The sequence below is a fragment of the Streptococcus mitis genome (genome assembly GCF_013305725.1).
Classification (GTDB): Bacteria; Bacillota; Bacilli; order Lactobacillales; family Streptococcaceae; genus Streptococcus; species Streptococcus mitis_BO.
In genome coordinates this window covers 1636301-1659142 of the sequence record NZ_CP047883.1, presented here as the reverse complement: position 1 = coordinate 1659142, position 22842 = coordinate 1636301, and the positions used below count along the sequence as shown (strand labels likewise).

The 22842-nt window shown below is 41.7% G+C and carries 18 protein-coding genes; 16 read left to right on the top strand and 2 right to left on the bottom strand.

Annotated elements, in window-relative coordinates:
• The first annotated feature begins 4 nt into the window (after positions 1-4).
• The 14 genes from M594_RS08060 (at position 5) to M594_RS07995 (ending at position 17084) form a co-directional block, all read left to right on the top strand.
• On the top strand, positions 5-1102 hold the full coding sequence (locus M594_RS08060) for a nucleotidyltransferase (protein ID WP_173876477.1): 1098 nt from the start codon (positions 5-7) through the stop codon (positions 1100-1102).
• 201 nt (positions 1103-1303) lie between these two features.
• Positions 1304-2953: a P-loop NTPase fold protein gene (locus M594_RS08055; protein ID WP_173876476.1), complete on the top strand. Its 1650-nt coding sequence runs from the start codon at positions 1304-1306 to the stop codon at positions 2951-2953.
• A gap of 183 nt (positions 2954-3136) precedes the next feature.
• Entirely contained in the window at positions 3137-4750 is a 1614-nt protein-coding gene (locus M594_RS08050) for a ribonuclease Y (RefSeq protein ID WP_004255432.1), read from the top strand.
• A 129-nt stretch (positions 4751-4879) separates the two neighbouring features.
• Positions 4880-5506: a guanylate kinase gene (gene gmk / locus M594_RS08045; protein ID WP_000775041.1), complete on the top strand. Its 627-nt coding sequence runs from the start codon at positions 4880-4882 to the stop codon at positions 5504-5506.
• Between the two features lie 24 nt (positions 5507-5530).
• A complete protein-coding gene (gene rpoZ, locus M594_RS08040; RefSeq protein WP_000979235.1) occupies positions 5531-5845 on the top strand; it encodes a DNA-directed RNA polymerase subunit omega in 315 nt (104 codons plus the stop codon).
• A gap of 65 nt (positions 5846-5910) precedes the next feature.
• Positions 5911-8307: a primosomal protein N' gene (locus M594_RS08035; RefSeq protein ID WP_173876475.1), complete on the top strand. Its 2397-nt coding sequence runs from the start codon at positions 5911-5913 to the stop codon at positions 8305-8307.
• Between the two features lie 12 nt (positions 8308-8319).
• A complete protein-coding gene (gene fmt, locus M594_RS08030; protein WP_173876474.1) occupies positions 8320-9255 on the top strand; it encodes a methionyl-tRNA formyltransferase in 936 nt (311 codons plus the stop codon).
• Positions 9248-10561: a 16S rRNA (cytosine(967)-C(5))-methyltransferase RsmB gene (gene rsmB / locus M594_RS08025; RefSeq protein WP_173876473.1), complete on the top strand. Its 1314-nt coding sequence runs from the start codon at positions 9248-9250 to the stop codon at positions 10559-10561. Before fmt ends, rsmB begins: the two co-directional genes overlap by 8 nt.
• 14 nt (positions 10562-10575) lie before the next feature.
• Entirely contained in the window at positions 10576-11316 is a 741-nt protein-coding gene (locus M594_RS08020; protein WP_173876472.1) for a Stp1/IreP family PP2C-type Ser/Thr phosphatase, read from the top strand.
• Positions 11313-13226: a Stk1 family PASTA domain-containing Ser/Thr kinase gene (pknB, locus tag M594_RS08015; RefSeq protein WP_153220248.1), complete on the top strand. Its 1914-nt coding sequence runs from the start codon at positions 11313-11315 to the stop codon at positions 13224-13226. The genes M594_RS08020 and pknB overlap by 4 nt, the downstream gene beginning before the upstream one ends.
• An 88-nt stretch (positions 13227-13314) precedes the next feature.
• Entirely contained in the window at positions 13315-14073 is a 759-nt protein-coding gene (locus M594_RS08010; RefSeq protein WP_020903004.1) for a threonine/serine exporter family protein, read from the top strand.
• Between the two features lies 1 nt (position 14074).
• Positions 14075-14524, top strand: coding sequence for a threonine/serine exporter family protein (locus M594_RS08005; protein ID WP_000176931.1), 450 nt, complete (start codon positions 14075-14077; stop codon positions 14522-14524).
• A 113-nt stretch (positions 14525-14637) separates the two neighbouring features.
• Entirely contained in the window at positions 14638-15810 is a 1173-nt protein-coding gene (locus M594_RS08000) for a hydroxymethylglutaryl-CoA synthase (RefSeq protein ID WP_173876751.1), read from the top strand.
• Positions 15810-17084: a hydroxymethylglutaryl-CoA reductase, degradative gene (locus M594_RS07995; protein WP_173876471.1), complete on the top strand. Its 1275-nt coding sequence runs from the start codon at positions 15810-15812 to the stop codon at positions 17082-17084. The genes M594_RS08000 and M594_RS07995 overlap by 1 nt, the downstream gene beginning before the upstream one ends.
• Positions 17085-17120: 36 nt before the next feature.
• Here the strand turns inward: M594_RS07995 and M594_RS07990 are convergent, their stop codons facing one another.
• Positions 17121-18086, bottom strand: a complete 966-nt coding sequence (locus M594_RS07990; RefSeq protein ID WP_173876470.1) for a LacI family DNA-binding transcriptional regulator — start codon at positions 18084-18086, stop codon at positions 17121-17123.
• Positions 18067-19521, bottom strand: a complete 1455-nt coding sequence (locus tag M594_RS07985) for a sucrose-6-phosphate hydrolase (RefSeq protein WP_173876469.1) — start codon at positions 19519-19521, stop codon at positions 18067-18069. The genes M594_RS07990 and M594_RS07985 overlap by 20 nt, the downstream gene beginning before the upstream one ends.
• Positions 19522-19885: 364 nt before the next feature.
• On the opposite strand from M594_RS07985, the gene M594_RS07980 reads away from it, so the two are divergent.
• Both M594_RS07980 and scrK read left to right on the top strand, forming a co-directional pair.
• Positions 19886-21790: a sucrose-specific PTS transporter subunit IIBC gene (locus M594_RS07980; RefSeq protein ID WP_173876467.1), complete on the top strand. Its 1905-nt coding sequence runs from the start codon at positions 19886-19888 to the stop codon at positions 21788-21790.
• 149 nt (positions 21791-21939) lie between these two features.
• Entirely contained in the window at positions 21940-22827 is an 888-nt protein-coding gene (scrK, locus tag M594_RS07975; protein WP_000164310.1) for a fructokinase ScrK, read from the top strand.
• The last annotated feature ends 15 nt before the right edge of the window (positions 22828-22842 follow it).

Genomic DNA, 22842 nt, shown 5'->3' with positions numbered 1-22842 from the left:
CACTATGACCATCACAGGCATTATAGCCGAGTTCAATCCTTTTCATAATGGGCACAAATACCTGCTGGATCAGGCAGAGGGGCTGAAAATTGTGGCTATGTCAGGGAATTTCATGCAGCGTGGAGAACCTGCTATCGTGGATAAGTGGACACGAGCCCAGATGGCTCTGGAAAATGGCGCAGATTTGGTAGTAGAATTGCCCTTTTTAGTCAGTGTTCAGGCAGCAGATTTTTTCGGCCAAGGAGCTGTGGATATCTTGGCTAGGTTGGGTATTGATAGCCTAGTTTTTGGGACAGAAGAAGTTCTGGATTACCAGAAAATTACTGACTTATACACAGAGCAGGGTGCTGAGATGGAGAAATTTGTGGAAAATCTGCCTGATTCTCTTTCCTACCCACAGAAAACCCAAGCCATGTGGAAGGAATTTGCAGGTCTTGATTTTTCAGGCAATACGCCCAATCATGTTCTTGCTCTGGCCTATGTCAAGGCGGTTGCTGGACGAAACATCAAGCTGCATCCGATTCAACGTCAGGGCGCTGGTTACCATTCTGTGGATAAGGATGTGGACTTTGCCTCGGCGACAGCCCTCCGTCAGCACCAGAGGGACAAAGATTTCTTAGAACGCTTTATGCCTTCGGTTGACATCTTTGAAAATGCTAATAAGGTGAGTTGGGACGACTATTTTCCTTTGCTCCGCTATCAAATCTTGTCAAATCCAGCCTTAACAACAATCTATCAGGTTAATCAAGAAATGGCTGTGCGCATTAATGAAGCTATTAAAACAGCCCAGTCTGTGGAAGAATTGGTCGAGTTAGTGACTACCAAACGTTACACCAAGGCGCGTGTCAGACGCCTCTTGGCCTATATTTTGGTGCAAGCTAGAGAAAGTGATTTGCCAGAAGCCATTCATGTTCTTGGTTTTACCGAAAAAGGCAGACAACATCTCAAGTCTCTGAAAGGGCAGGTCTATCTAGTCAGCCGAATTGGCAAAGAACCTTGGGATGCTATGACTCAAAAAGCAGACCAGATTTACCAACTGGGACAACCAAGTATAGCAGAGCAGAATTTCGGCCGAGTACCCATTAGAATAGAAACAAACTAAGTCTACTGAAAGGTAGGCTTTTTATTTTAGAAATTTTAGCTAATAAATTAAAGATAAAGTTGTTTGGAAAATGACAGATTTCATAAGTTAAAAAGCCAGTGAAAAATTTTAGTATAATAACTAGGTTCTTGTCCTTTGAATCCGCTTTATAGCTCTTATTTTGTGGTATAATCATGATAATATAGATTAAAAGGGGGATATATGAAAAATATAATGACGAGGATTCTTAATTTTCTTCTGAATTTCAAACTATTGAAATATCTATTGAAAAGACCGTCATGGAGTAGTAATGTTAGAATTGTTGAATGGTACAAAATATTTATAGCCAGTATATGGGTACTGTATCTTGCACTTGAGATTGACCAATTTAAACGATTTGCTTTACCTATCTATAAATTTGTATCTAATTATAATTTTTTAAAAGATATTATTTCAATTTTGTATGTGAATCGTGTAATAATATTGTTAGTACTGACTATACCAACAATACTATTCTGGTTTTTAGATATAATTTTTAAAAAAGTTAATTATAAGAAACTGGACCCAGAGCTATTTCCGGAATATGACTTGGATGACCATCCTTATCAAACACGTCTGGTGGAGTTCTTAAATAGTCCTGACTCTATTCATAATGTGTTCTGGCTGGATGGTTCTTGGGGGAGTGGGAAAACATTTTTTATAAAGACGTTTTTTGAAAATCAAATTTACAAAAAGAAAGAAATCTATTATATTTCCTGTTTTGGGATCAAAACAAGAGATCAAGCCGAGAAAATATTGATTAATGAGATAGAAAAACAATCCATACTCGGAAATTTGGACTTTATTCCACTTGTTGGAGGAGTTTTTAAATGGTTCTTTAAAATAGTTGGAACGGATTTGATGAAGCGAGATTCTATCGTTATTTTTGATGATCTTGAACGGGTTTCATATGTAGCAAAAACGGATAAGCCTTCAGATACAGCAAAATCAGATAACCCTTCAGATTACAATGATTTATTGGGTTATATTGACCATCTTTCTGAGAATAAAAAATTTAAAATTATTGTAATTTTAAATAGTAAGGAAATGGAATCAACAAAGGAAAATCTCATTGATAAAAAATTTAAGCTGAATCATAATCGAATGGTATCTACAGGAGAAGTCATAGATAACATTTTGAAAAAGAGTAAATTGAGAGATGATGACTTTGGAAAAATGTTATCATTGATTTTTAAAATTTATTATGTAGATAAAAATTATAGAGAGGTACAGGAAAAAAACCAACAAATGAAAGAAGAAAAATTGAGTTTGAGAGAATTTCAAAAGTCATTAGAAAAACTTTCAAATAAAACTGATGAAAGCGAGAAAGCAAACTATATTATTAAGTGGATGAATGGTTGGGGGGGAACTGAAAATATTCTAGTCTCACTATTTGAATACTTAGACAAAGATGAAATAGATAAATATTTTGACCATCTTTATGAGAGAAATTCGTACCTGTATTTTGATATGTTATCGATAATTTTAAACTATGATATTCCTGGTATGATGTCGGATTATCCTTTGGTGTCTATCAATCAGAAAACAATGTATAGTATGTTTGATGTTAAGCAGAAATATTTTTTTGAATTGTTATCAATTTTATGGAAAAAAGGTTTAAAAAATTTATTTATATCAAAAACAGGAGATGAGATAACAGTGGATAATCCTGGAATTCCTGATATTGAGGAAAAAAAATATTTAGTTGAAATTTACTATGGATTACAAAATGGTTATATAAATATAAAAAACCAAAAAGATAAACTCAATGAACTATTGAAGAATGAAAAATATCGAGATTTTGTACAGAATTACCTTAGTTTCAAAATCTAAATTACAAATAACTATCAAATATATTTTATTGTAGCATTTAGTTAAAATGAGAATTGAATCAGGCGTACTTTCTTCTAACATTCACACAAAACTCTTCAATTTAGGTTTGTGAAAATCACTTTTTTATGGTAGAATGTAAAAGAATGTATGTCATTCGGAATAACAATAAAATGAGGTAAAAACATGGAGATTATGTCGCTTGCGATTGCTGTTTTTGCCGTCATCATTGGTTTAGTCATTGGATATGTCAGCATCTCAGCTAAGATGAAATCATCTCAGGAAGCTGCAGAGTTGATGCTTTTAAATGCTGAACAAGAAGCAACTAATTTACGTGGACAAGCTGAACGTGAAGCGGATTTACTGGTTAATGAAGCTAAACGTGAAAGCAAGTCTCTTAAAAAAGAAGCACTATTGGAGGCCAAAGAAGAAGCCAGAAAATACCGTGAAGAAGTGGACGCTGAATTCAAATCAGAACGTCAAGAACTCAAACAAATCGAAAGTCGTTTGACAGAGAGAGCTACTAGCCTTGACCGTAAGGACGACAATTTGACGAGTAAAGAACAAACACTTGAACAAAAAGAACAAAGTATTTCTGATAGAGCGAAAAACCTTGATGCGCGTGAAGAGCAATTAGAGGAAGTCGAAAGACAAAAAGAAGCAGAGCTAGAGCGTATTGGTGCTCTGTCTCAGGCAGAAGCACGAGATATTATCTTGTCACAGACAGAGGAAAACTTGACCAAGGAGATTGCCAGCCGTATTCGCGAGGCTGAACAAGAGGTCAAGGAACGTTCTGACAAAATGGCCAAGGACATCTTGGTTCAAGCTATGCAACGTATCGCTGGTGAATATGTAGCGGAGTCAACAAACTCAACAGTTCATCTTCCAGACGATACTATGAAGGGACGTATTATTGGTCGTGAAGGTCGTAACATTCGTACCTTTGAAAGTTTGACAGGGGTCGATGTGATTATAGACGATACGCCAGAAGTGGTGACCTTGTCAGGTTTTGACCCGATTCGTCGTGAGATTGCCCGTATGACCATGGAAATGTTGCTCAAGGATGGTCGTATCCATCCAGCTCGTATCGAAGAGTTGGTTGAGAAAAACCGTCAAGAGATTGACAATAAAATCCGTGAATATGGTGAGGCTGCTGCCTATGAGATTGGTGCGCCAAACCTTCATCCAGACTTGATGAAAATCATGGGTCGCTTGCAGTTCCGTACTTCATATGGACAAAATGTCTTGCGCCATTCGATTGAAGTTGCTAAGTTGGCTGGCATCATGGCGAGCGAACTTGGTGAAAATGCGGCTCTTGCCCGTCGTGCTGGATTCCTTCACGATATCGGAAAAGCCATTGACCGTGAGGTTGAGGGTAGCCACGTTGAAATCGGTATGGAACTGGCACGTAAGTACAAGGAGCATCCAGTTGTGGTCAATACGATTGCTAGTCACCACGGAGATGTTGAAGCTGAGAGCGTCATTGCAGTTATCGTCGCTGCAGCAGATGCCTTGAGCGCAGCCCGTCCAGGTGCTCGTAGTGAGTCTCTTGAAAGCTACATCAAGCGTCTTCATGATTTGGAAGAAATTGCTAACGGCTTTGAAGGGGTACAAAATAGCTTTGCCCTTCAAGCAGGACGTGAAATCCGCATCATGGTCAATCCAGGACAAATCAAGGACGACAAAGTCACAATCTTGGCTCACAAAGTTCGTGAGAAAATTGAAAACAATCTCGATTACCCAGGAAATATCAAGGTAACCGTGATTCGCGAGCTGCGTGCAGTAGATTATGCTAAATAAATAAGAAAGAGCAGTTGAAAAATTACTGCTTTTTTGTTACACTAGATAGAAAGACTGTAAAGGATAATCTGGCTTTTTGCCATTATTCTAGAGAAATGTTATTTCACAGACTGACTAAAAGGAGACATAATGGCAGACCGAGGCTTACTAATCGTTTTTTCTGGTCCTTCAGGGGTTGGAAAAGGAACGGTTAGAAGAGAGATTTTTGAGAGTTCTGAGAACCAATTTCAATACTCTGTATCGATGACGACACGCGCACAACGTCCTGGAGAAGTGGACGGTGTTGACTATTTCTTCCGTACTCGCGAAGAGTTTGAAGAGCTGATTCGTCAAGGACAGATGTTGGAATACGCAGAATATGTCGGCAACTACTATGGAACTCCTCTGACCTACGTCAATGAAACCTTGGACAAGGGAATCGATGTTTTCCTTGAAATTGAAGTTCAGGGTGCTCTTCAGGTTAAGAAAAAGGTTCCAGATGCTGTCTTTATCTTCCTGACACCACCAGATTTGGATGAATTGCAAGATCGCTTGGTAGGACGTGGAACAGATAGTGCAGAAGTGATTGCCCAACGAATCGAAAAGGCCAAGGAAGAAATTGCCCTTATGCGTGAGTATGATTATGCGATTGTCAACGATCAGGTGCCCCTAGCTGCTGAGCGTGTCAAACGCGTGATCGAAGCAGAACACTTCCGTGTGGATCGTGTCATTGGTCACTATCAGGAGATGTTACCAAAATCTCCAACTACCCGATAAAATTTAGAAAATAGGTACAAGAAAATGATGTTAAAACCCTCTATTGATACCTTGCTCGACAAGGTTCCATCAAAATATTCACTCGTAATCTTGGAAGCAAAACGTGCCCACGAATTGGAAGCAGGTGCGCCAGCAACTCAAGGTTTCAAGTCTGAAAAATCAACTCTTCGCGCTTTAGAAGAAATCGAATCAGGAAACGTAACAATTCACCCAGATCCAGAAGGAAAACGTGAAGCAGTGCGTCGCCGTATCGAAGAAGAAAAACGTCGCAAAGAAGAAGAAGAAAAGAAAATCAAAGAGCAAATCGCTAAAGAAAAAGAAGATGGTGAAAAAATTTAAGGTTGGGGGGACTCAATCTTATTTTTTCTATTGCAAGAATGTACTGACAAGGAGGCGGTGAGAAGATGGCTATAGCCAAGATTATTGTAGATGTGCCCTTGATGCAGACGGACCAGCCCTATAGTTACAGGATTCCTGAGGAGTTTCTGGGAATGCTGGAAGTTGGGATGCGGGTTCATGTGCCTTTTGGTAAGGGCAATCGCCTGATTCAAGGGATTGTTCTTGGTTTGGAGTCTCAATCAGACGAAGGAGAGATGGAGCAGGATTTAAAAGATATTGCAGAGGTGCTGGATTTTTCTCCTGTTCTCACGCAAGAACAACTCTGGCTAGCTGAAGAGCTCCGCAAGTCCGTCTTCTCCTATAAAATCTCCATCCTCAAGGCTATGTTACCAGGATTTCTGAACTCCAGCTATGACAAGATTCTCTATCCTCTGGCAGGTCTGAGTCAGGAAGACCGAGAGCGCTTGTTTGGTTCAGAAGATTCGCTTGCCTTTTCTTCTCTAGATTTAGGTAAGCAAGCTGAAATGATGCGTTTGACTAGAAAAGGCCTGCTTGGTCTAGAATATCAGGCGATTGATCAAAAGAAGGTCAAGACCCAGTCTTGGTATGAGGTGAATCTTGCTCGATTAGAAGGTGTTGAGATTTCTGCACGCGCCAAGAAAAAGTTGGAATTGAGAGACTATTTGTTGTCTCATCCTGAGAGTGCTTCCTTGGCTAGTTTGTTAGAGTCCTATTCGCGGGAGCAAGTCAACTTCTTTGTGGAACAAGGTGCTGTGACCATAGTCCAAAAGGAAGTTCAACGCTCGGCTGCTTATTTTGAAGGCATTGAGGTAAGTCGGCCTTTGGAGTTGAATCCAGAGCAAAGGCAGGCGCGTGATGCGGTTGTGAGTGCGATTGGCAGTCATCAGCCTCCCTTCCTCCTTCAAGGGATTACAGGGAGTGGGAAGACCGAGGTTTACTTGCAGATTATCCAAGGGGCCTTAGACAAGGGCAAGACAGCCATTTTGCTGGTGCCTGAGATTTCCTTGACTCCGCAAATGACGGAGCGTTTTATAGCACGTTTTGGGGACAAGGTGGCCATTCTTCACTCAGGCCTATCCAATGGTGAAAAGTATGATGAATGGCGCAAGGTGGAACGTGGCGATGCTCAAGTTGTTGTGGGTGCCAGATCTGCCATCTTTGCTCCGCTGAAAAATCTAGGTGTCATGATTATCGATGAAGAGCATGAAGCGACTTATAAGCAGGACAGCAATCCCCGTTATCATGCCAGAGAGGTAGCTATTTTACGGGCCCAATACAATCAAGCGGCTCTGGTGCTTGGGTCTGCAACGCCGAGCTTAGAGAGCCGGGCGCGAGCTGGCAAAGGCGTCTATCAACACTTACGTCTAACACAACGTGCCAATCCTTTGGCTACAATCCCAGAGGTTCAAGTGATTGACTTTCGAGACTATATCGGACAAAATGAGACGTCAAACTTTACGCCTCCCTTGCTAGAAGCTATTCAAGACCGTCTGTCTAAAAAAGAGCAGGTAGTTCTCATGCTCAATCGTCGTGGCTATTCTAGCTTTGTCATGTGTCGGGAGTGTGGGACCGTTGATACTTGTCCCAACTGTGACATTTCTCTCACTCTGCACATGGATACTAAGACCATGAACTGCCATTATTGTGGTTTTTCTAAGGACATTCCTCATGTTTGCCCTAACTGTAAGAGTCGCAGTATTCGTTACTACGGGACGGGGACACAGAAGGCTTATGACGAGCTGACAGAACTCTTTCCGCAGGCCCGCATTTTGCGGATGGATGTGGACACGACTCGTAAGAAAGGTAGCCATCAAGCTCTGCTTGACCAGTTTGGACGAGGGGAAGCGGATATTTTACTAGGTACTCAGATGATTGCAAAGGGTTTGGATTTTCCCAATGTAACCCTAGTCGGAGTGCTCAATGCGGATACGGCATTGAATCTACCAGATTTCCGTTCTTCTGAGAGAACCTTCCAGCTCTTGACTCAGGTGGCAGGCCGTGCAGGTCGTGCGGAAAAAGCTGGGCAGGTATTGATCCAGTCTTACAATTCTGAGCACTATGCTATTCGATTTGCCAAGGAACAGGATTACGAAGGATTTTATGCCTATGAAATGGGAATCAGACGCCAACTAGGTTATCCACCTTACTATTTCACCATTGGCATTACCCTTTCTCACAAGAAAGAAGAAGAGGTGGTCAAACGTGCCTATGAAGTTATGAACATTTTGCGCTCAGGCCTGTCTGAAACCAGTAACATCCTTGGGCCGACGCCAAAACCCATTGCTCGTACCCACAACCTCTATCATTACCAAATTTTAATTAAATACCGTTTAGAAGATGAGCTGGGGCCGACCCTCAACCAGGTCTTGGCCTTGACTCAAGAACGGGAAAATAGTGAGCTCCGTCTTAGCATTGACCATGAGCCGCAGCAATTTTTATAAGAAGGAGAAGATATGACAAAATTAATCTTTATGGGGACCCCCGACTTTTCAGCAACAGTCTTAAAAGGACTTTTGACAGATGACCGTTACGAAATTCTAGCCGTTGTGACCCAGCCAGACCGTGCTGTCGGACGTAAAAAAGTTATCCAAGAAACTCCAGTCAAGCAGGCTGCCAAGGAAGCAGGACTTCCTATCTACCAACCTGAAAAACTATCTGGAAGTCCAGAGATGGAAGCTCTTATGAAGCTAGGAGCGGATGGAATTGTGACTGCTGCTTTTGGGCAGTTTCTACCAAGTAAACTCCTTGATAGCATGGACTTTGCGGTCAATGTTCACGCCTCCCTTCTTCCAAAACACCGAGGTGGTGCGCCTATCCATTATGCCTTGATTCAAGGGGATGAGGAAGCTGGTGTGACCATCATGGAAATGGTTAAGGAAATGGATGCAGGGGATATGATTTCTCGTCGCAGTATTCCTATCACGGATGAGGATAATGTCGGCACCTTGTTTGAGAAATTGGCGCTAGTTGGTCGTGATTTGCTTTTGGATACTTTGCCTGCCTACATTGCTGGTGACATCAAACCTGAACCACAGGATCCAAGTCAGGTTACTTTCTCGCCAAATATCAAGCCAGAAGAAGAAAAACTAGATTGGACTAAAAGCAATCGTCAACTCTTTAACCAGATCCGTGGGATGAACCCCTGGCCTGTTGCCCATACTTTCCTTAAGGGCGACCGCTTTAAGATTTATGAAGCACTACTAGTGGAAGGTAAGGGAAATCCAGGTGAAATCCTCTCTATCGGCAAGAAAGAATTGATTGTCGCAACGGCTGAAGGAGCTTTGTCTCTCAAACAAGTGCAGCCAGCTGGTAAGCCTAAGATGGACATTGCTTCCTTCCTCAACGGTGTTGGACGTACATTGACTGTAGGAGAACGATTTGGTGATTAAAGTAGAAACAGCTAGAAGTTTAGCCCTAGCAGTATTAGAGGATGTTTTTATTAATCAAGCATACTCAAATATCGCCTTAAATAAGCATCTCAAGGGAAGTCAACTTTCTGTAGCAGACAAGGGTTTGGTAACCGAGCTGGTCTATGGAACAGTAGCCCGTAAACTGACTCTGGAATGGTACCTATCCCACTTTATCGAAGACAGAGACCAGTTAGACAGTTGGCTTTATGTCCTTCTTCTTATGAGTGCCTACCAGCTTCGCTATCTGGATAAGATTCCAGACCATGCTGTGGTTAATGAAGCAGTGGAACTGGCCAAAGTCCGTAAAAAGGGCAGTGAAAAATTGGTCAATGCCGTCCTTCGTCGTATCCTGCGTGAAGGCTGGCCAGATATTGCCAGTATCAAACGAAAAAGCAAACGTGATTCCATTGCCTATTCTCTACCTGTTTGGCTAGTTGCCAAGCTCAAGGAAGAATACGGAGAAGAGCGAGCGCAAGCTATCTTTGAAAGTCTTTTGGTGCGCAACAAGGCCAGCATTCGTGTAACAGATCTAGGACGAAAAGAGGAAATCAAAGCCTTGTTGGAGGCCAGTGATTCGTCCTTGTCTCCTTCTGGTCTGGTTAAGGAGCAAGGCCACTTTGCGGGACATGACCTATTTTCAGAGGGAGCTATTACCATTCAAGACGAGTCCAGTCAGCTGGTTGCTCCGACGCTTGATTTACAAGGTGATGAGCAGGTTCTAGATGCCTGTGCGGCTCCGGGTGGAAAAACAGCTCATATAGCCTCTTATCTCACGACAGGTCAGGTTACTGCTCTGGACTTGTACGACCATAAGTTGGACTTAATTCAAGAAAACGCCCAACGTCTAGGGGTTGCAGATCGGATTCAAACGCAAAAATTGGATGCCAGAAAGGTACATGAGTTTTTTGGTCAGGATTCATTTGATAAGATTTTGGTAGATGCTCCCTGTTCAGGAATCGGTCTTCTGCGCCGCAAGCCAGACATCAAATACAATAAAGAAACGGCAGATTTCGCGTCTTTGCAGGAAATTCAGCTAGAAATATTAGGTAGTGTTTGTCAAACACTACGCAAAGGTGGTATAATAACTTATAGTACCTGTACTATTGTCTCAGAGGAGAACTTTCAAGTCGTACAGGCATTTTTAGAAAGTCATCCTGAATTTGAGCAGGTAACACTAGAACATGAATGTAAGGATATCATGAAAGATGGCTGTATCCTCATCACACCTGAATTGTATGGAAGTGATGGATTCTTCATCAGTCAATTTCGCAAGATATCGGATTAGGAAGGAACTAACACATGGAAATTTCATTATTAACAGATGTTGGTCAGAAACGAACAAATAACCAAGACTATGTCAACCATTTTATTAATCGTGCAGGGCGTCCAATGATTATCCTAGCTGATGGGATGGGAGGTCATCGCGCGGGAAATATCGCTAGTGAAATGGCGGTAACAGACCTGGGTGTAGCTTGGGTAGATACTCAAATTGATACTGTTAATGAAGTGCGTGAATGGTTTGCTAACAACCTTGAGATTGAAAATCAAAAGATTAACCAATTGGGACAAGATGAAGCTTATAAAGGAATGGGAACAACCCTTGAGGCTGTTGCTATTATTGATAATCAGGCTATTTATGCCCACATTGGAGATTCTCGTATCGGTTTAATTCGTGGAGAACAATACCACCAGTTAACGAGCGACCATTCCTTGGTCAATGAATTGCTCAAGGCAGGTCAATTGACACCTGAAGAAGCAGCTAGCCACCCACAGAAAAATATTATTACTCAATCTATTGGTCAAAAAGACGAAATTCAGCCTGATTTCGGAATGATCACCCTCGAGTCAGGAGACTATCTCTTACTTAATAGTGATGGATTGACAAATATGATTTCAGGAAGTGAAATCTATGATATCGTAACCAGCGATATTTCTTTGGCAGATAAGGCAGCAACCTTGATCCGTTTTGCAAACAATGCAGGTGGGTTAGACAACATCACAGTTGCCCTTATTGCTGTTAATGAGGAGGCGACAGAATGATCCAAATCGGCAAGATTTTTGCCGGGCGGTATCGAATTATCAAACAGATTGGTCGAGGGGGCATGGCAGATGTTTACTTGGCCAAGGATTTGATTCTAGACGGGGAAGAAGTGGCAGTGAAGGTCCTGAGGACCAACTACCAGACAGATCCGATTGCTGTGGCGCGTTTCCAGCGGGAAGCGAGAGCCATGGCGGATTTGGACCATCCTCATATCGTTCGGATTACAGATATCGGTGAAGAAGAGGGACAACAGTATCTCGCAATGGAATATGTTGCTGGATTAGACCTCAAACGCTATATCAAGGAACATCACCCTCTTTCAAATGAAGAAGCGATTCGAATCATGGGACAAATCCTCTTGGCTATGCGCTTAGCCCATACTCGAGGAATTGTTCACAGAGATTTAAAACCGCAAAATATCCTTTTGACACCAGATGGGACTGCCAAGGTTACAGACTTTGGGATTGCAGTAGCCTTTGCAGAGACGAGTCTAACTCAGACCAACTCAATGCTAGGTTCTGTGCATTATTTATCACCAGAGCAGGCGCGTGGTTCTAAAGCGACTGTACAGAGCGATATCTATGCCATGGGGATTATTTTCTATGAGATGTTGACTGGCCATATCCCTTACGATGGGGATAGTGCAGTAACCATCGCCCTCCAGCATTTCCAGAAACCTCTGCCGTCGGTTATAGCTGAAAATCCATCTGTGCCTCAGGCTTTAGAGAATGTTGTTATTAAGGCAACTGCCAAGAAATTAACAGATCGCTACAAATCAGTTGCTGAGATGTATGTGGATTTGTCTAGCAGCTTATCTTACAATCGTCGCAATGAACCAAAGTTAGTCTTTGACGATGCGACGAAGGCGGACACCAAGACTCTTCCTAAAGTTCCACAAAGTACGCTGACTTCTATTCCTAAAGCTCCGGTACAAGAAGAACCTCCTCAAGTGAAGAAAGTGACTCCGCAGATCGAAGAGCATGCGCCTACGCCAAAATTAAAGAAAAAGCGGAAGTTTAAAGCTCGATATTTGATTCTTTTGGCAAGTGTTCTATTAGTAGCTGCTTCTTTGATTTGGATTTTCTCTAGAACACCGGCAACAATTTCCATTCCGAATGTGGCCGGACAAACTGTGGCTGAAGCTAAAGAAGCTCTTAAAAAAGCTAATTTCGAAGCAGGCGAAGAAAAATCAGAAGCTAGTGATACAGTAGCAGAAGGACGTGTTATTCGAACGGATCCAGAAGCTGGTAGCGGCCGAAAAGAAGGAACCAAGGTCAATTTGATTGTTTCTTCTGGTAAGCAATCTTTCCAATTGAGCAATTACGTCGGACGCAAGTATACGGATGTCGTAGCTGAACTTAAGGATAAGAAGGTTCCTGAAAATCTCATTAAGATGGAAGAGGAAGAATCTAGCGAAAGTGAACCAGGAACGGTTCTAAGACAAACACCAGCAGCAGGAACTACGTATGACTTATCAAAGGCTAGTACGATTGTTTTAACAGTTGCTAAAAAGGTAACTAGTGTAACTATGCCGGGTTATATCGGTTCAAGTCTTGAATTCACTAAAAATAATTTGATTCAAATTGTTGGGGTGAAAGAGGCTAATATTGAAGTTGTTGAAGTGTCAACCGCTCCTGAAGGAACAGCAGAAGGAAATGTTGTGGATCAGACTCCAAAAGCGGGTGGAAAAATTGATTTAGCCAGCACACGTATTAAAATTTCGATTTATAAACCCAAAACACCACCATCAAGTTCCTCTTCAACGTCAGTTCAACGTGGTAACCAAGGTTCACCTACTACTCCAAATCAAGGGAATCAACAAGGTGGCCAGCAAGGAAATCAACAAGGAACGGTTCCTACTCCGAGTCAACCAAATAGTGAAGGAAACCACGAAAATTCTCGTGATTAAACGAATCTTTGTCATGATTTCATGGCAAAGATTTTTTTTGAGTCCGGATTTGTGATAGAATAGAAGGAGTTGATAAAAGGAGGAACGCATGGAAGAATCAAGAGAATTAAATGCCGTTATCGATGTGATTATGTTAGCTGGAACCATTCTTCTCAAAAGTGGCTCAGAGATTCATCGTGTAGAAGATACCATGATCCGTATTGCGCATTCACAGGGGATTGTGGATTGCAATGTTTTGGCTATGCCTGCTGCAATCTTTTTCTCCATTGAAAATACCAATATTTCGCGTATGAAGCGCGTGACTTCCTCTTCTTATAACATTGAAAAAGTCTGCGATGTGAACCAGATTTCTCGTCAACTGGTTGGGGGGCAGATTGATTTAGAGACAGCCTTCAAGCAATTAAAGGCCTTGCAAGCCCAGCCCCTTCCTTATACTAAGTTGCAGGTAACTTTGGCTGCGACCTTTAGTGCTCCTTTCTTTTCAATTATGTTTAGTGGAAATATCTACGACGCACTTGGGGCAGGAGTGGCTACCTTATTTGGTTTTGCCTTTTCCCTCTATGTGGAGAAGTTTATCCGAATTCCCTTTGTGACGGCCTTTGCTGGAGCCTTTGTCTTTGGGATGATTGCCCAGTTTTGGGCTCGCTACACAGGTTTTCCTTCAACGGCAGATTTGATTATAGCTGGTGCAGTCATGCCGTTTGTACCAGGGATTGCCTTGACCAATGCGGTTCGTGATATTATGACCAACCACATAAACTCTGGTATGAGTAAGATGTTTGAATCCCTGCTCATTACCCTTGCTTTAGGGGCGGGAACTTCTGTCGCCTTGGTATTGATGAATTAATATGACACTAACAACCTTTTTATTACAAGCAGTAGCAAGTCTTCTTGCTATTATCACTTTTTTAATCGTACTCAATGTGCAACGCTCTATGCTCTTACCTGGAGGGATTTTGGGCATGGCTGTCTGGCTAATCTATCTCTTGCTCAAGGAACCGACCAATGTTATTGTGGCTACTTTTATTGCAGCCATTATCGGTTCTTGTGTCAGCCAGATTTTAAGTATTCTTTATAAGACACCTGCTGTGGTCTTTATCTTGGCCATCTTGGCACCTCTGGTTCCGGGTTATCTTTCCTATCGGACAACTGCCTTTTTTGTGACAGGAGATTACAGTCATGCCATTGCTAGTGCAACCTTGGTTGTTATGCTGGCTTTGGTGATTTCCATTGGAATGGCTAGCGGTACAGTGATTCTCAGACTCTATTCTCACTTACGAAAACAGTATAATGGTTAGAATAATAAGCGACTTGATTTGGTGAATCAAGTCTTTTTTCTCTCTTTTACTGCTATTTGTGATAAAATAGTATAGAACGATTTTTTACAATGAATGATAAAACAGAGGTAAATATGACAATCGGTATTGATAAGATTGGTTTTGCGACCAGTCAATATGTCTTGAAATTACAAGACTTAGCAGAAGCGAGGGGAATTGACCCTGAAAAATTAAGCAAAGGACTCTTACTCAAGGAATTGAGTATTGCGCCCCTAACTGAGGATATCGTGACCTTGGCGGCCAGTGCAAGTGATTCTATTTTAACTGAGCAAGAAAGAGCAGAAATTGATATGGTCATTGTAGCTACTGAGTCAGGAATTGACCAAAGTAAAGCTGCAGCCGTCTTTGTGCATGGTTTGCTGGGCATCCAGCCCTTTGCTCGTAGTTTCGAGATTAAAGAAGCCTGCTATGGAGCGACAGCTGCCCTTCATTATGCCAAATTGCATGTGGAAAATTCTCCAGAGTCCAAGGTATTGGTCATTGCTAGTGATATTGCCAAGTACGGTATTGAAACTCCAGGAGAACCAACTCAGGGTGCTGGAAGTGTGGCTATGTTGATTACACAAAATCCACGCATTATGGCCTTTAATAACGACAATGTGGCTCAGACTCGTGACATCATGGATTTCTGGCGTCCAAATTACTCAACAACTCCTTATGTAAATGGTGTCTATTCTACCCAGCAATACTTGGATAGTTTGAAAACGACTTGGCTTGAATATCAAAAACGCTACCAGCTTACTTTGGATGATTTTGCAGCTGTTTGCTTCCACTTGCCTTATCCTAAATTAGCGCTAAAAGGCTTGAAAAAAATCATGGATAAGAGCCTGCCTCAAGAGAAAAAAGACCTCTTGCAAAAGCATTTTGACCAGTCTATTCTCTACAGTCAAAAGGTGGGGAATATCTATACAGGTTCCCTCTTCCTCGGACTTTTGTCTCTCTTGGAAAATACAGATAGCTTGAAGGCTGGGGATAAAATTGCCCTTTATAGTTACGGAAGTGGGGCTGTAGCTGAGTTCTTCAGTGGTGCATTGGTTGAAGGATATGAAGCTTATCTGGATAAAGACCGTTTGAACAAGCTCAACCAACGAACTGCCCTGTCTGTTGCAGACTATGAAAAAGTCTTCTTTGAGGAAGTAGACTTAGATGAAACAAATTCTACCCAGTTTTCTGGCTATGAAAATCAAGATTTTGCCTTGGTTGAAATTGTTGACCACCAACGCCGTTATAGCAAGGTTGAAAAATAATGAAGATAAGTTGGAATGGATTTTCTAAAAAATCATACCAAGAGCGCCTCGAGTTGTTACAAGCTCAGGCGCTCCTTAGTCCTGAGAAGCAAGTGAGTTTGGAGCAGGATGAACAGATAAGTGTGACTGTGGCAGACCAGCTGAGTGAGAATGTGGTGGGAACTTTTTCTCTGCCTTATTCGCTGGTTCCAGAGGTCCTTGTCAATGGTCAGGAATACACAGTTCCCTATGTGACAGAAGAACCGTCCGTGGTTGCTGCGGCCAGCTATGCAAGTAAAATCATCAAGCGAGCAGGTGGCTTTACTGCTCAGGTTCATCAGCGCCAGATGATTGGGCAGGTAGCTCTTTATCAAGTTGCTGAACCTGAACAAGCTCAAGAGAAGATTACAAACAAAAAGACTGAGCTCTTGGAACTTGCCAATCAGGCCTATCCTTCTATCGTCAAACGTGGAGGTGGGGCGCGTGATTTGCATGTAGAGCAGATAAAAGGCGAAACTGACTTTCTCGTTGTTTATCTCCATGTCGATACCCAGGAAGCCATGGGTGCTAATATGCTCAACACCATGCTGGAAGCCTTGAAACCAGTCTTAGAAGAACTCTGTCAGGGACAGAGTCTCATGGGGATTCTGTCAAACTACGCGACCGATTCTCTGGTGACAGCAAGCTGTCGGATCGCCTTTCGTTATTTGAGTCGCCAGAAGGATGAAGCGCGTGAACTAGCAGAAAAAATGGTTTTAGCCAGCCAGTTTGCTCAAGCAGATCCTTATCGAGCAGCTACTCACAATAAGGGAATTTTTAATGGAATCGATGCTCTCTTGATTGCGACAGGAAATGATTGGCGTGCCATCGAAGCAGGAGCGCATGCCTATGCCAGTCATGATGGTGCTTATCGAGGTCTCAGTCATTGGATGATGGATTTGGAAACAGAAGAGTTAATAGGAGAGCTGACTATGCCGATGCCAGTTGCTACCAAGGGTGGATCAATTGGTCTTAATCCTCGTGTAGTTCTCAGCCATGAGTTGCTAGGTAATCCATCAGCTAAGGAATTGGCTCAAATTATCGTGTCAATTGGTCTTGCACAAAACTTTGCAGCTCTTAAAGCTCTTGTCAGCACAGGAATTCAGCATGGACACATGAAACTTCAAGCGAAGTCACTAGCCCTCCTTGCAGGAGCCACAGAGGCTGAAGTGCCTAAGTTGGTAGAATGCTTGATTGCTGAAAAAACTTTTAATTTAGAAAAAGCCCAAACACTTTTGAAAAAATTTAGATTATAAGAAAAAACTCAGACTGATTCAGTCCGAGTTTTTTGTTTAAATACTTTTACCTGGTAAGAGACTAACTGGCAAGAAATAACCAGTGGTAGCAACCTCTTTACCTTCAATTTTTTGTAAGAGCAAATCAACTGTTAGGTGAGCAATCTCTTCCAAGGGTTGTTTAATGGTAGTGAGGTGAGGGTAGAAATTCTCAATGAAATAAGTCCCGTCATAGCCGATCACTTTGAGTTGTTCAGGCACAGAGATTCCAAGCTCCTGGGCAATCTTAATAACCAAAATAGCAGTCAAATCATCAGAGGCGAAAATCGCATCTGGTTTTTGTTTGGTCAGGATATTTTTTATTTCCATTTCCTTACGAAGGGGTGAAAAATCACTGGAAACATTGATAATAGGAGCCTTTGGCAAGATTGAAGCAAAACCAGCATGACGAAGTCCAGTTGGGGAATTAGAGTTGTCATTTCCTGTAATCATGATAATAGATTTGGCTCCAGTTTTAGCCAAGGTCTGAGCGGCTAGGACACCACCAGCATAGTTGTCAGAAGAAACGACAGGGATATCTGGAGACAGGTTACGGTCAAAAGAGATGATTGGAGCCGTTACGCGATTGTAGTCTTCAATTCCCAAGTTATGACTACCAGAGATGATTCCATCCACTTGGTTGGCTTCTAGCATTTCAAGATACTCACGTTCTTTTTCCGAATCGTGCTCACTATTGCAGATGATGGTCTTGTAGCCTTTTTTGAAGAGTTCGTGTTCCAATTTGTCAATCAATTCAGCATAGAAAACATGGCTAATTTTTGGGAAAATCAAACCGATTAACTTGGCTGATTTCCCTTGGAGGCTACGAGCAAGGTTGTTAGGTTTATAGCCCAACTCTCGCATGGCCTCATTGACCTTTTGGATGGTTTTTTCAGATAGATAGCCTTTTTTATTGATGACACGTGAAACAGTAGTAGGGCTGACACCAGCCAATTTTGCGACATCAGTCAGTTTTGCGACCATATTCTAATTCGTAGTAAGTTCCAGTTGGGTTTCCAGATTTAATGAGAATTCCATTTTGGTTCTCATGTGGGAAGACACGACCAGAAAATACTTTTTCTCCTTTATTGATGAAAATTTCAAAGACTGAGTTGTCGATGAAGATATTGACAGTAGTTGCTTGATTAGTAACTGAGCCAGAGCGAGTAGTTCCAAATTCTTGAGCATATTGCTCACCTGCTTGACTACGATCAACGGTTACTTGGCCATTGACAAGGTCGAAATTGATAGATAGCCCCTTTCCGTCTTTATCAGCAAGAAGGATGATTTCACTTTGGCTATTAGCCTCTAAGTTCAGCTCAAGTTCGTAGCTATTCTTAGTTTCAGAACGATTTGAAAATTCCTCTTTTGAAGCTCGAAGGTACTTGATGGCTTCTACAGGGTACTGATAGAGTTTGCCATCTTTAATGGTAAGTTCTTTTACCAATGAAAAAGTTCCTTGATGGTCAAAACGGTCAGATGGATAAGACACATCTGGCAAACCAAGCCAACTAACAGCGAGAGCACGTCCATCCGGAGCGTTAAAAGCTTGAGTAGCATAGGCTTCGAAACCATAGTCTAGATTGTGTAGTTCAGACACATCTACCAAACGAGCATTTTCAGGGTCGAAGGAAGCACCAATTTTATACATATTTGGATAAATATTGTCATATTCAAGAACTTTTTTATCCAAACCTTGTGGGCAGTAGAGAAGGACAGGTTGTTCTCCGACAAAGACAAGATTTGGGCACTCCATCATATAGGCAGTGCGGTCATTGTTGAAGTCCAAATCACCAACTTCTTGCCAGTTTGTATAATCATTATCGACTGCTTTGTAGAGACGGACGAATCCTTTTTTCTCCAAGTCTTGTCCACCAACGATTGCGTAGTATTGTCCTTTAAAGTTAAAAATCTGTGGATCGCGGAAGTGGTCGGTAGCATCAGCTGGTTGATCAATCAAGACCTTATCAATCTTTTCAATCTTGCCGTCCTTATCCATTAAGGCACCAATCTGATAAGGGTGACGCACCCAATTTTCATCACGGACATTTCCTGTATAGAATAGGAACAATTGATCACCAAACTGCATAGCAGATCCAGAGTAAGCGCCGTGGCTATCAAGTGGAGTATCAGGTAAGATTTTTACACCTGTTTCAGTAAAGTGAACCAAGTCGTCGCTTTCAAGCTGAACCCAAGACTTCAATCCATGAGCTGCACCAAAGGGGAAGTTTTGGTAAAAGACAACCCACTTGCCATCAAAGTAAGAAAAACCGTTCGGGTCGTTAAGGAGTCCTTCCTTTGGTTCAATGTGATAGCTGACATGCCATGGGGATTGTGCCATCTTTTCTTGGATTTCTTTTCTTTCTTCTTGTGTCCAATCTTCATAACGTCTGTAACGACGTTCGGTAGTCCATTCCATTTATATTCCCTCCATAAATTCTACTATCTTTATAGTAAACGTTTCCTTTTAAAAAAGCAAGTCTTTTATCATAAAATTAAGAAAAAAATATCAAACGATTGACAGAAACGGATTGAAGGATTTTATGAAAATAAATGAAAAAATGAAAGAATTTGCAAAAAAATCTTTAAAAACCTCACAATAATAGGTGAAATATTGCTTGTTTTATTTCAAAGACATCAAAAACAATCAAAAAATTCAAAATGCTAAAACTTTTTCTGCAAAACGCTTGACATATTTTAAAAACATGATAGAATTATATGCGTAGGGCGGATAAAATCGCTTTCAAACATTTTACAAATTTTTTATAAGGAGATTTTTGCAAATGACCAATACAGAAATTGCAAAAAAAGTCATCGAAGCCTTGGGCGGACGCGAGAACGTTAACAGTGTAGCCCACTGTGCGACTCGTCTTCGCGTTATGGTTAAAGATGAAGCAAAGATCAATAAAGATGCTATCGAGAGCTTGGAAAAAGTTCAAGGTGCTTTCTTTAACTCAGGTCAATACCAAATCATCTTTGGTACGGGTACAGTAAACAAGATGTACGATGAAGTCGTAGCTCTTGGTTTGCCAACAGCATCTAAGGATGAGATGAAAGAAGAAGCAGGTAAACAAGGAAATTGGTTCCAACGTGCCATCCGTACTTTCGGTGACGTCTTTGTACCTCTTTTGCCAGCAATTGTTGCTACTGGTCTCTTTATGGGGATTCGTGGGGCTATCGTTCAGGATCAAGTCTTAGCTTTGTTTGGAACTACTGCAGAAGCTTTTAAAGCAACAAACTTCTATACTTATTCAGTTGTTTTGACAGATACAGCTTTTGCCTTCTTCCCAGCCTTAATCTGTTGGTCAGCCTTTCGAGTCTTCGGTGGAAATCCATTGCTTGGTTTGGTTCTAGGATTGATGATGGTAAACTCATCCTTACCAAATGCCTGGGCTGTGGCCTCTGGTGATGCTCAACCAATCCTCTTCTTTGGTTTTATCAAAGTTGTCGGCTATCAAAACTCAGTTTTACCAGCCTTCTTCGTTGGTTTGACTGGTGCTAAACTAGAAAAGTGGCTCCGTAAGCGTATTCCAGATGTATTAGATTTACTCCTTGTACCATTCTTGACTTTCTTAGTAATGTCTATTTTGGCCTTGTTTGTCATTGGACCTGTATTCCACGAAGTTGAAAGCTATGTCAAAGTCGCTACTGTTTGGTTGCTCAGTCTTCCAGTGGGTCTAGGTGGATTAATCCTTGGTGGTGTTCATCAGGTCATCGTTGTTACAGGTGTTCACCATATCTTCAATCTCTTGGAGGCTAACCTTGTTACTTCTACAGGTTCAGATCCTCTTAATGCTATTATTACAGCAGCTATGACTGCTCAACTTGGAGCAACTCTTGCTGTTGGTGTAAAAACAAAGAATCCCAAAATTAAAGCACTTGCTTTCCCAGCAGCTCTTTCTGCAGGATTAGGTATTACTGAGCCAGCAATTTTTGGTATTAACCTTCGTTACGGTAAACCGTTTATCATGGGTCTTATTGCAGGTGCTGCAGGTGGTTGGTTAGCAAATATTCTTGGTTTAGCAGGAACTAGCTTTGGTATCACAATCATTCCTGGTACTCTTCTATACATTAATGGTCAACTCCTCAAGTATGTCTTTATGGTCTTAGTTACAACTGCCCTTGGTTTCGGTTTGACATATGCTTTTGGTTACAAAGAAGAAACAGAAGTTGTTGAAGAAACAGTTTCTGAAGAAACTACAGTGGTAAATGAAGAAGTACCAGCAACTCTTCAAGACGAAACAATCCAAACTCCAATCATTGGTGATGTTGTTGCTCTTTCAAATGTGAATGACCCAGTCTTCTCAAGTGGAGCTATGGGCCAAGGTATCGCTGTGAAACCAAGTCAAGGTGTGGTATATGCACCAGCTGATGCTGAAGTTTCAATCGCCTTTGCAACAGGACATGCATTCGGTTTGAAAACAACTAATGGTACTGAAGTCTTGATCCACGTTGGTATCGACACTGTAACAATGAACGGTGAAGGTTTCGAACAAAAAGTTGCTCAAGGTGACAAGGTGAAAGCTGGCGATGTTCTTGGAACATTTGACTCAAACAAAATCGCTGCAGCTGGACTTGATGATACAACAATGGTTATCGTTACAAATACAGCTGACTACGCTTCAGTAGCTCCAGTCGCAACAGGTTCAGTTGCGAAGGGTGATGCTGTGATCGAAGTGAAAATCTAATCAATCCTCTCTAATGTGAAAACGAACAAATGACATGTTTGTTCGTTTTTGCTTGAATGGTAAGATTTACAGAGGAAAATCTAAAAAATAGAGAAATTTAGACTTTCGAAATATGCTATAATAAAGAAAATAAAAACAAGAGGTTTATCATGACAAAATTATATGGAAGCTTGGAAGCGGGCGGTACAAAGTTTGTCTGTGCTGTCGGTGATGAAAACTTTAACGTTGTAGAAAAAACACAATTTCCAACAACAACTCCAATCGAAACAATCGATAAAACCATTGAGTTCTTCTCAAAATTCGATAACCTTGCTGGTCTTGCAGTTGGTTCATTTGGTCCCATTGATATTGATAAAAACTCAAAAACTTATGGCTTTATCACAACGACTCCAAAACCAAACTGGGCAAATGTGGACTTGCTTGGTGCCCTTCGTCGTGCCCTCAACGTGCCAATGTACTTTACAACAGACGTAAACAGCTCTGCTTATGGTGAAGTGGTTGCCCGTAATAATGCTGGTGGTCGTATCGAAAACTTGGTTTACTACACAATCGGTACAGGTATCGGTGCAGGTGTCATCCAACGTGGTGAGTTTATCGGCGGTGTGGGTCACCCTGAAATGGGTCACTACTATGTTGCTAGACACCCAATGGATATTGAAAAAGAGTTTAAGGGTGTTTGTCCTTTCCATAAGGGATGTCTGGAAGGCTATGCAGCTGGTCCAAGTTTGGAAGCTCGTACAGGTGTTCGTGGGGAAAACATTGAACTCAACAACCCTGTTTGGGATGTCCAAGCCTACTATATCGCTCAAGCTGCGGTCAATGCGACAGTGACTTTCCGCCCAGACGTGATTGTCTTTGGTGGAGGGGTCATGGCTCAACAACACATGCTGGATCGTGTCCGTGAGAAATTTACATCTCTTCTCAATGGTTACCTACCAGTACCAGATGTGCGTGATTACATCGTCACTCCAGCAGTCGCAGGAAATGGTTCAGCCACACTTGGGAACTTTGTCCTTGCAAAAGAAGTTTCAAAATAAAACACAAAATCCGCT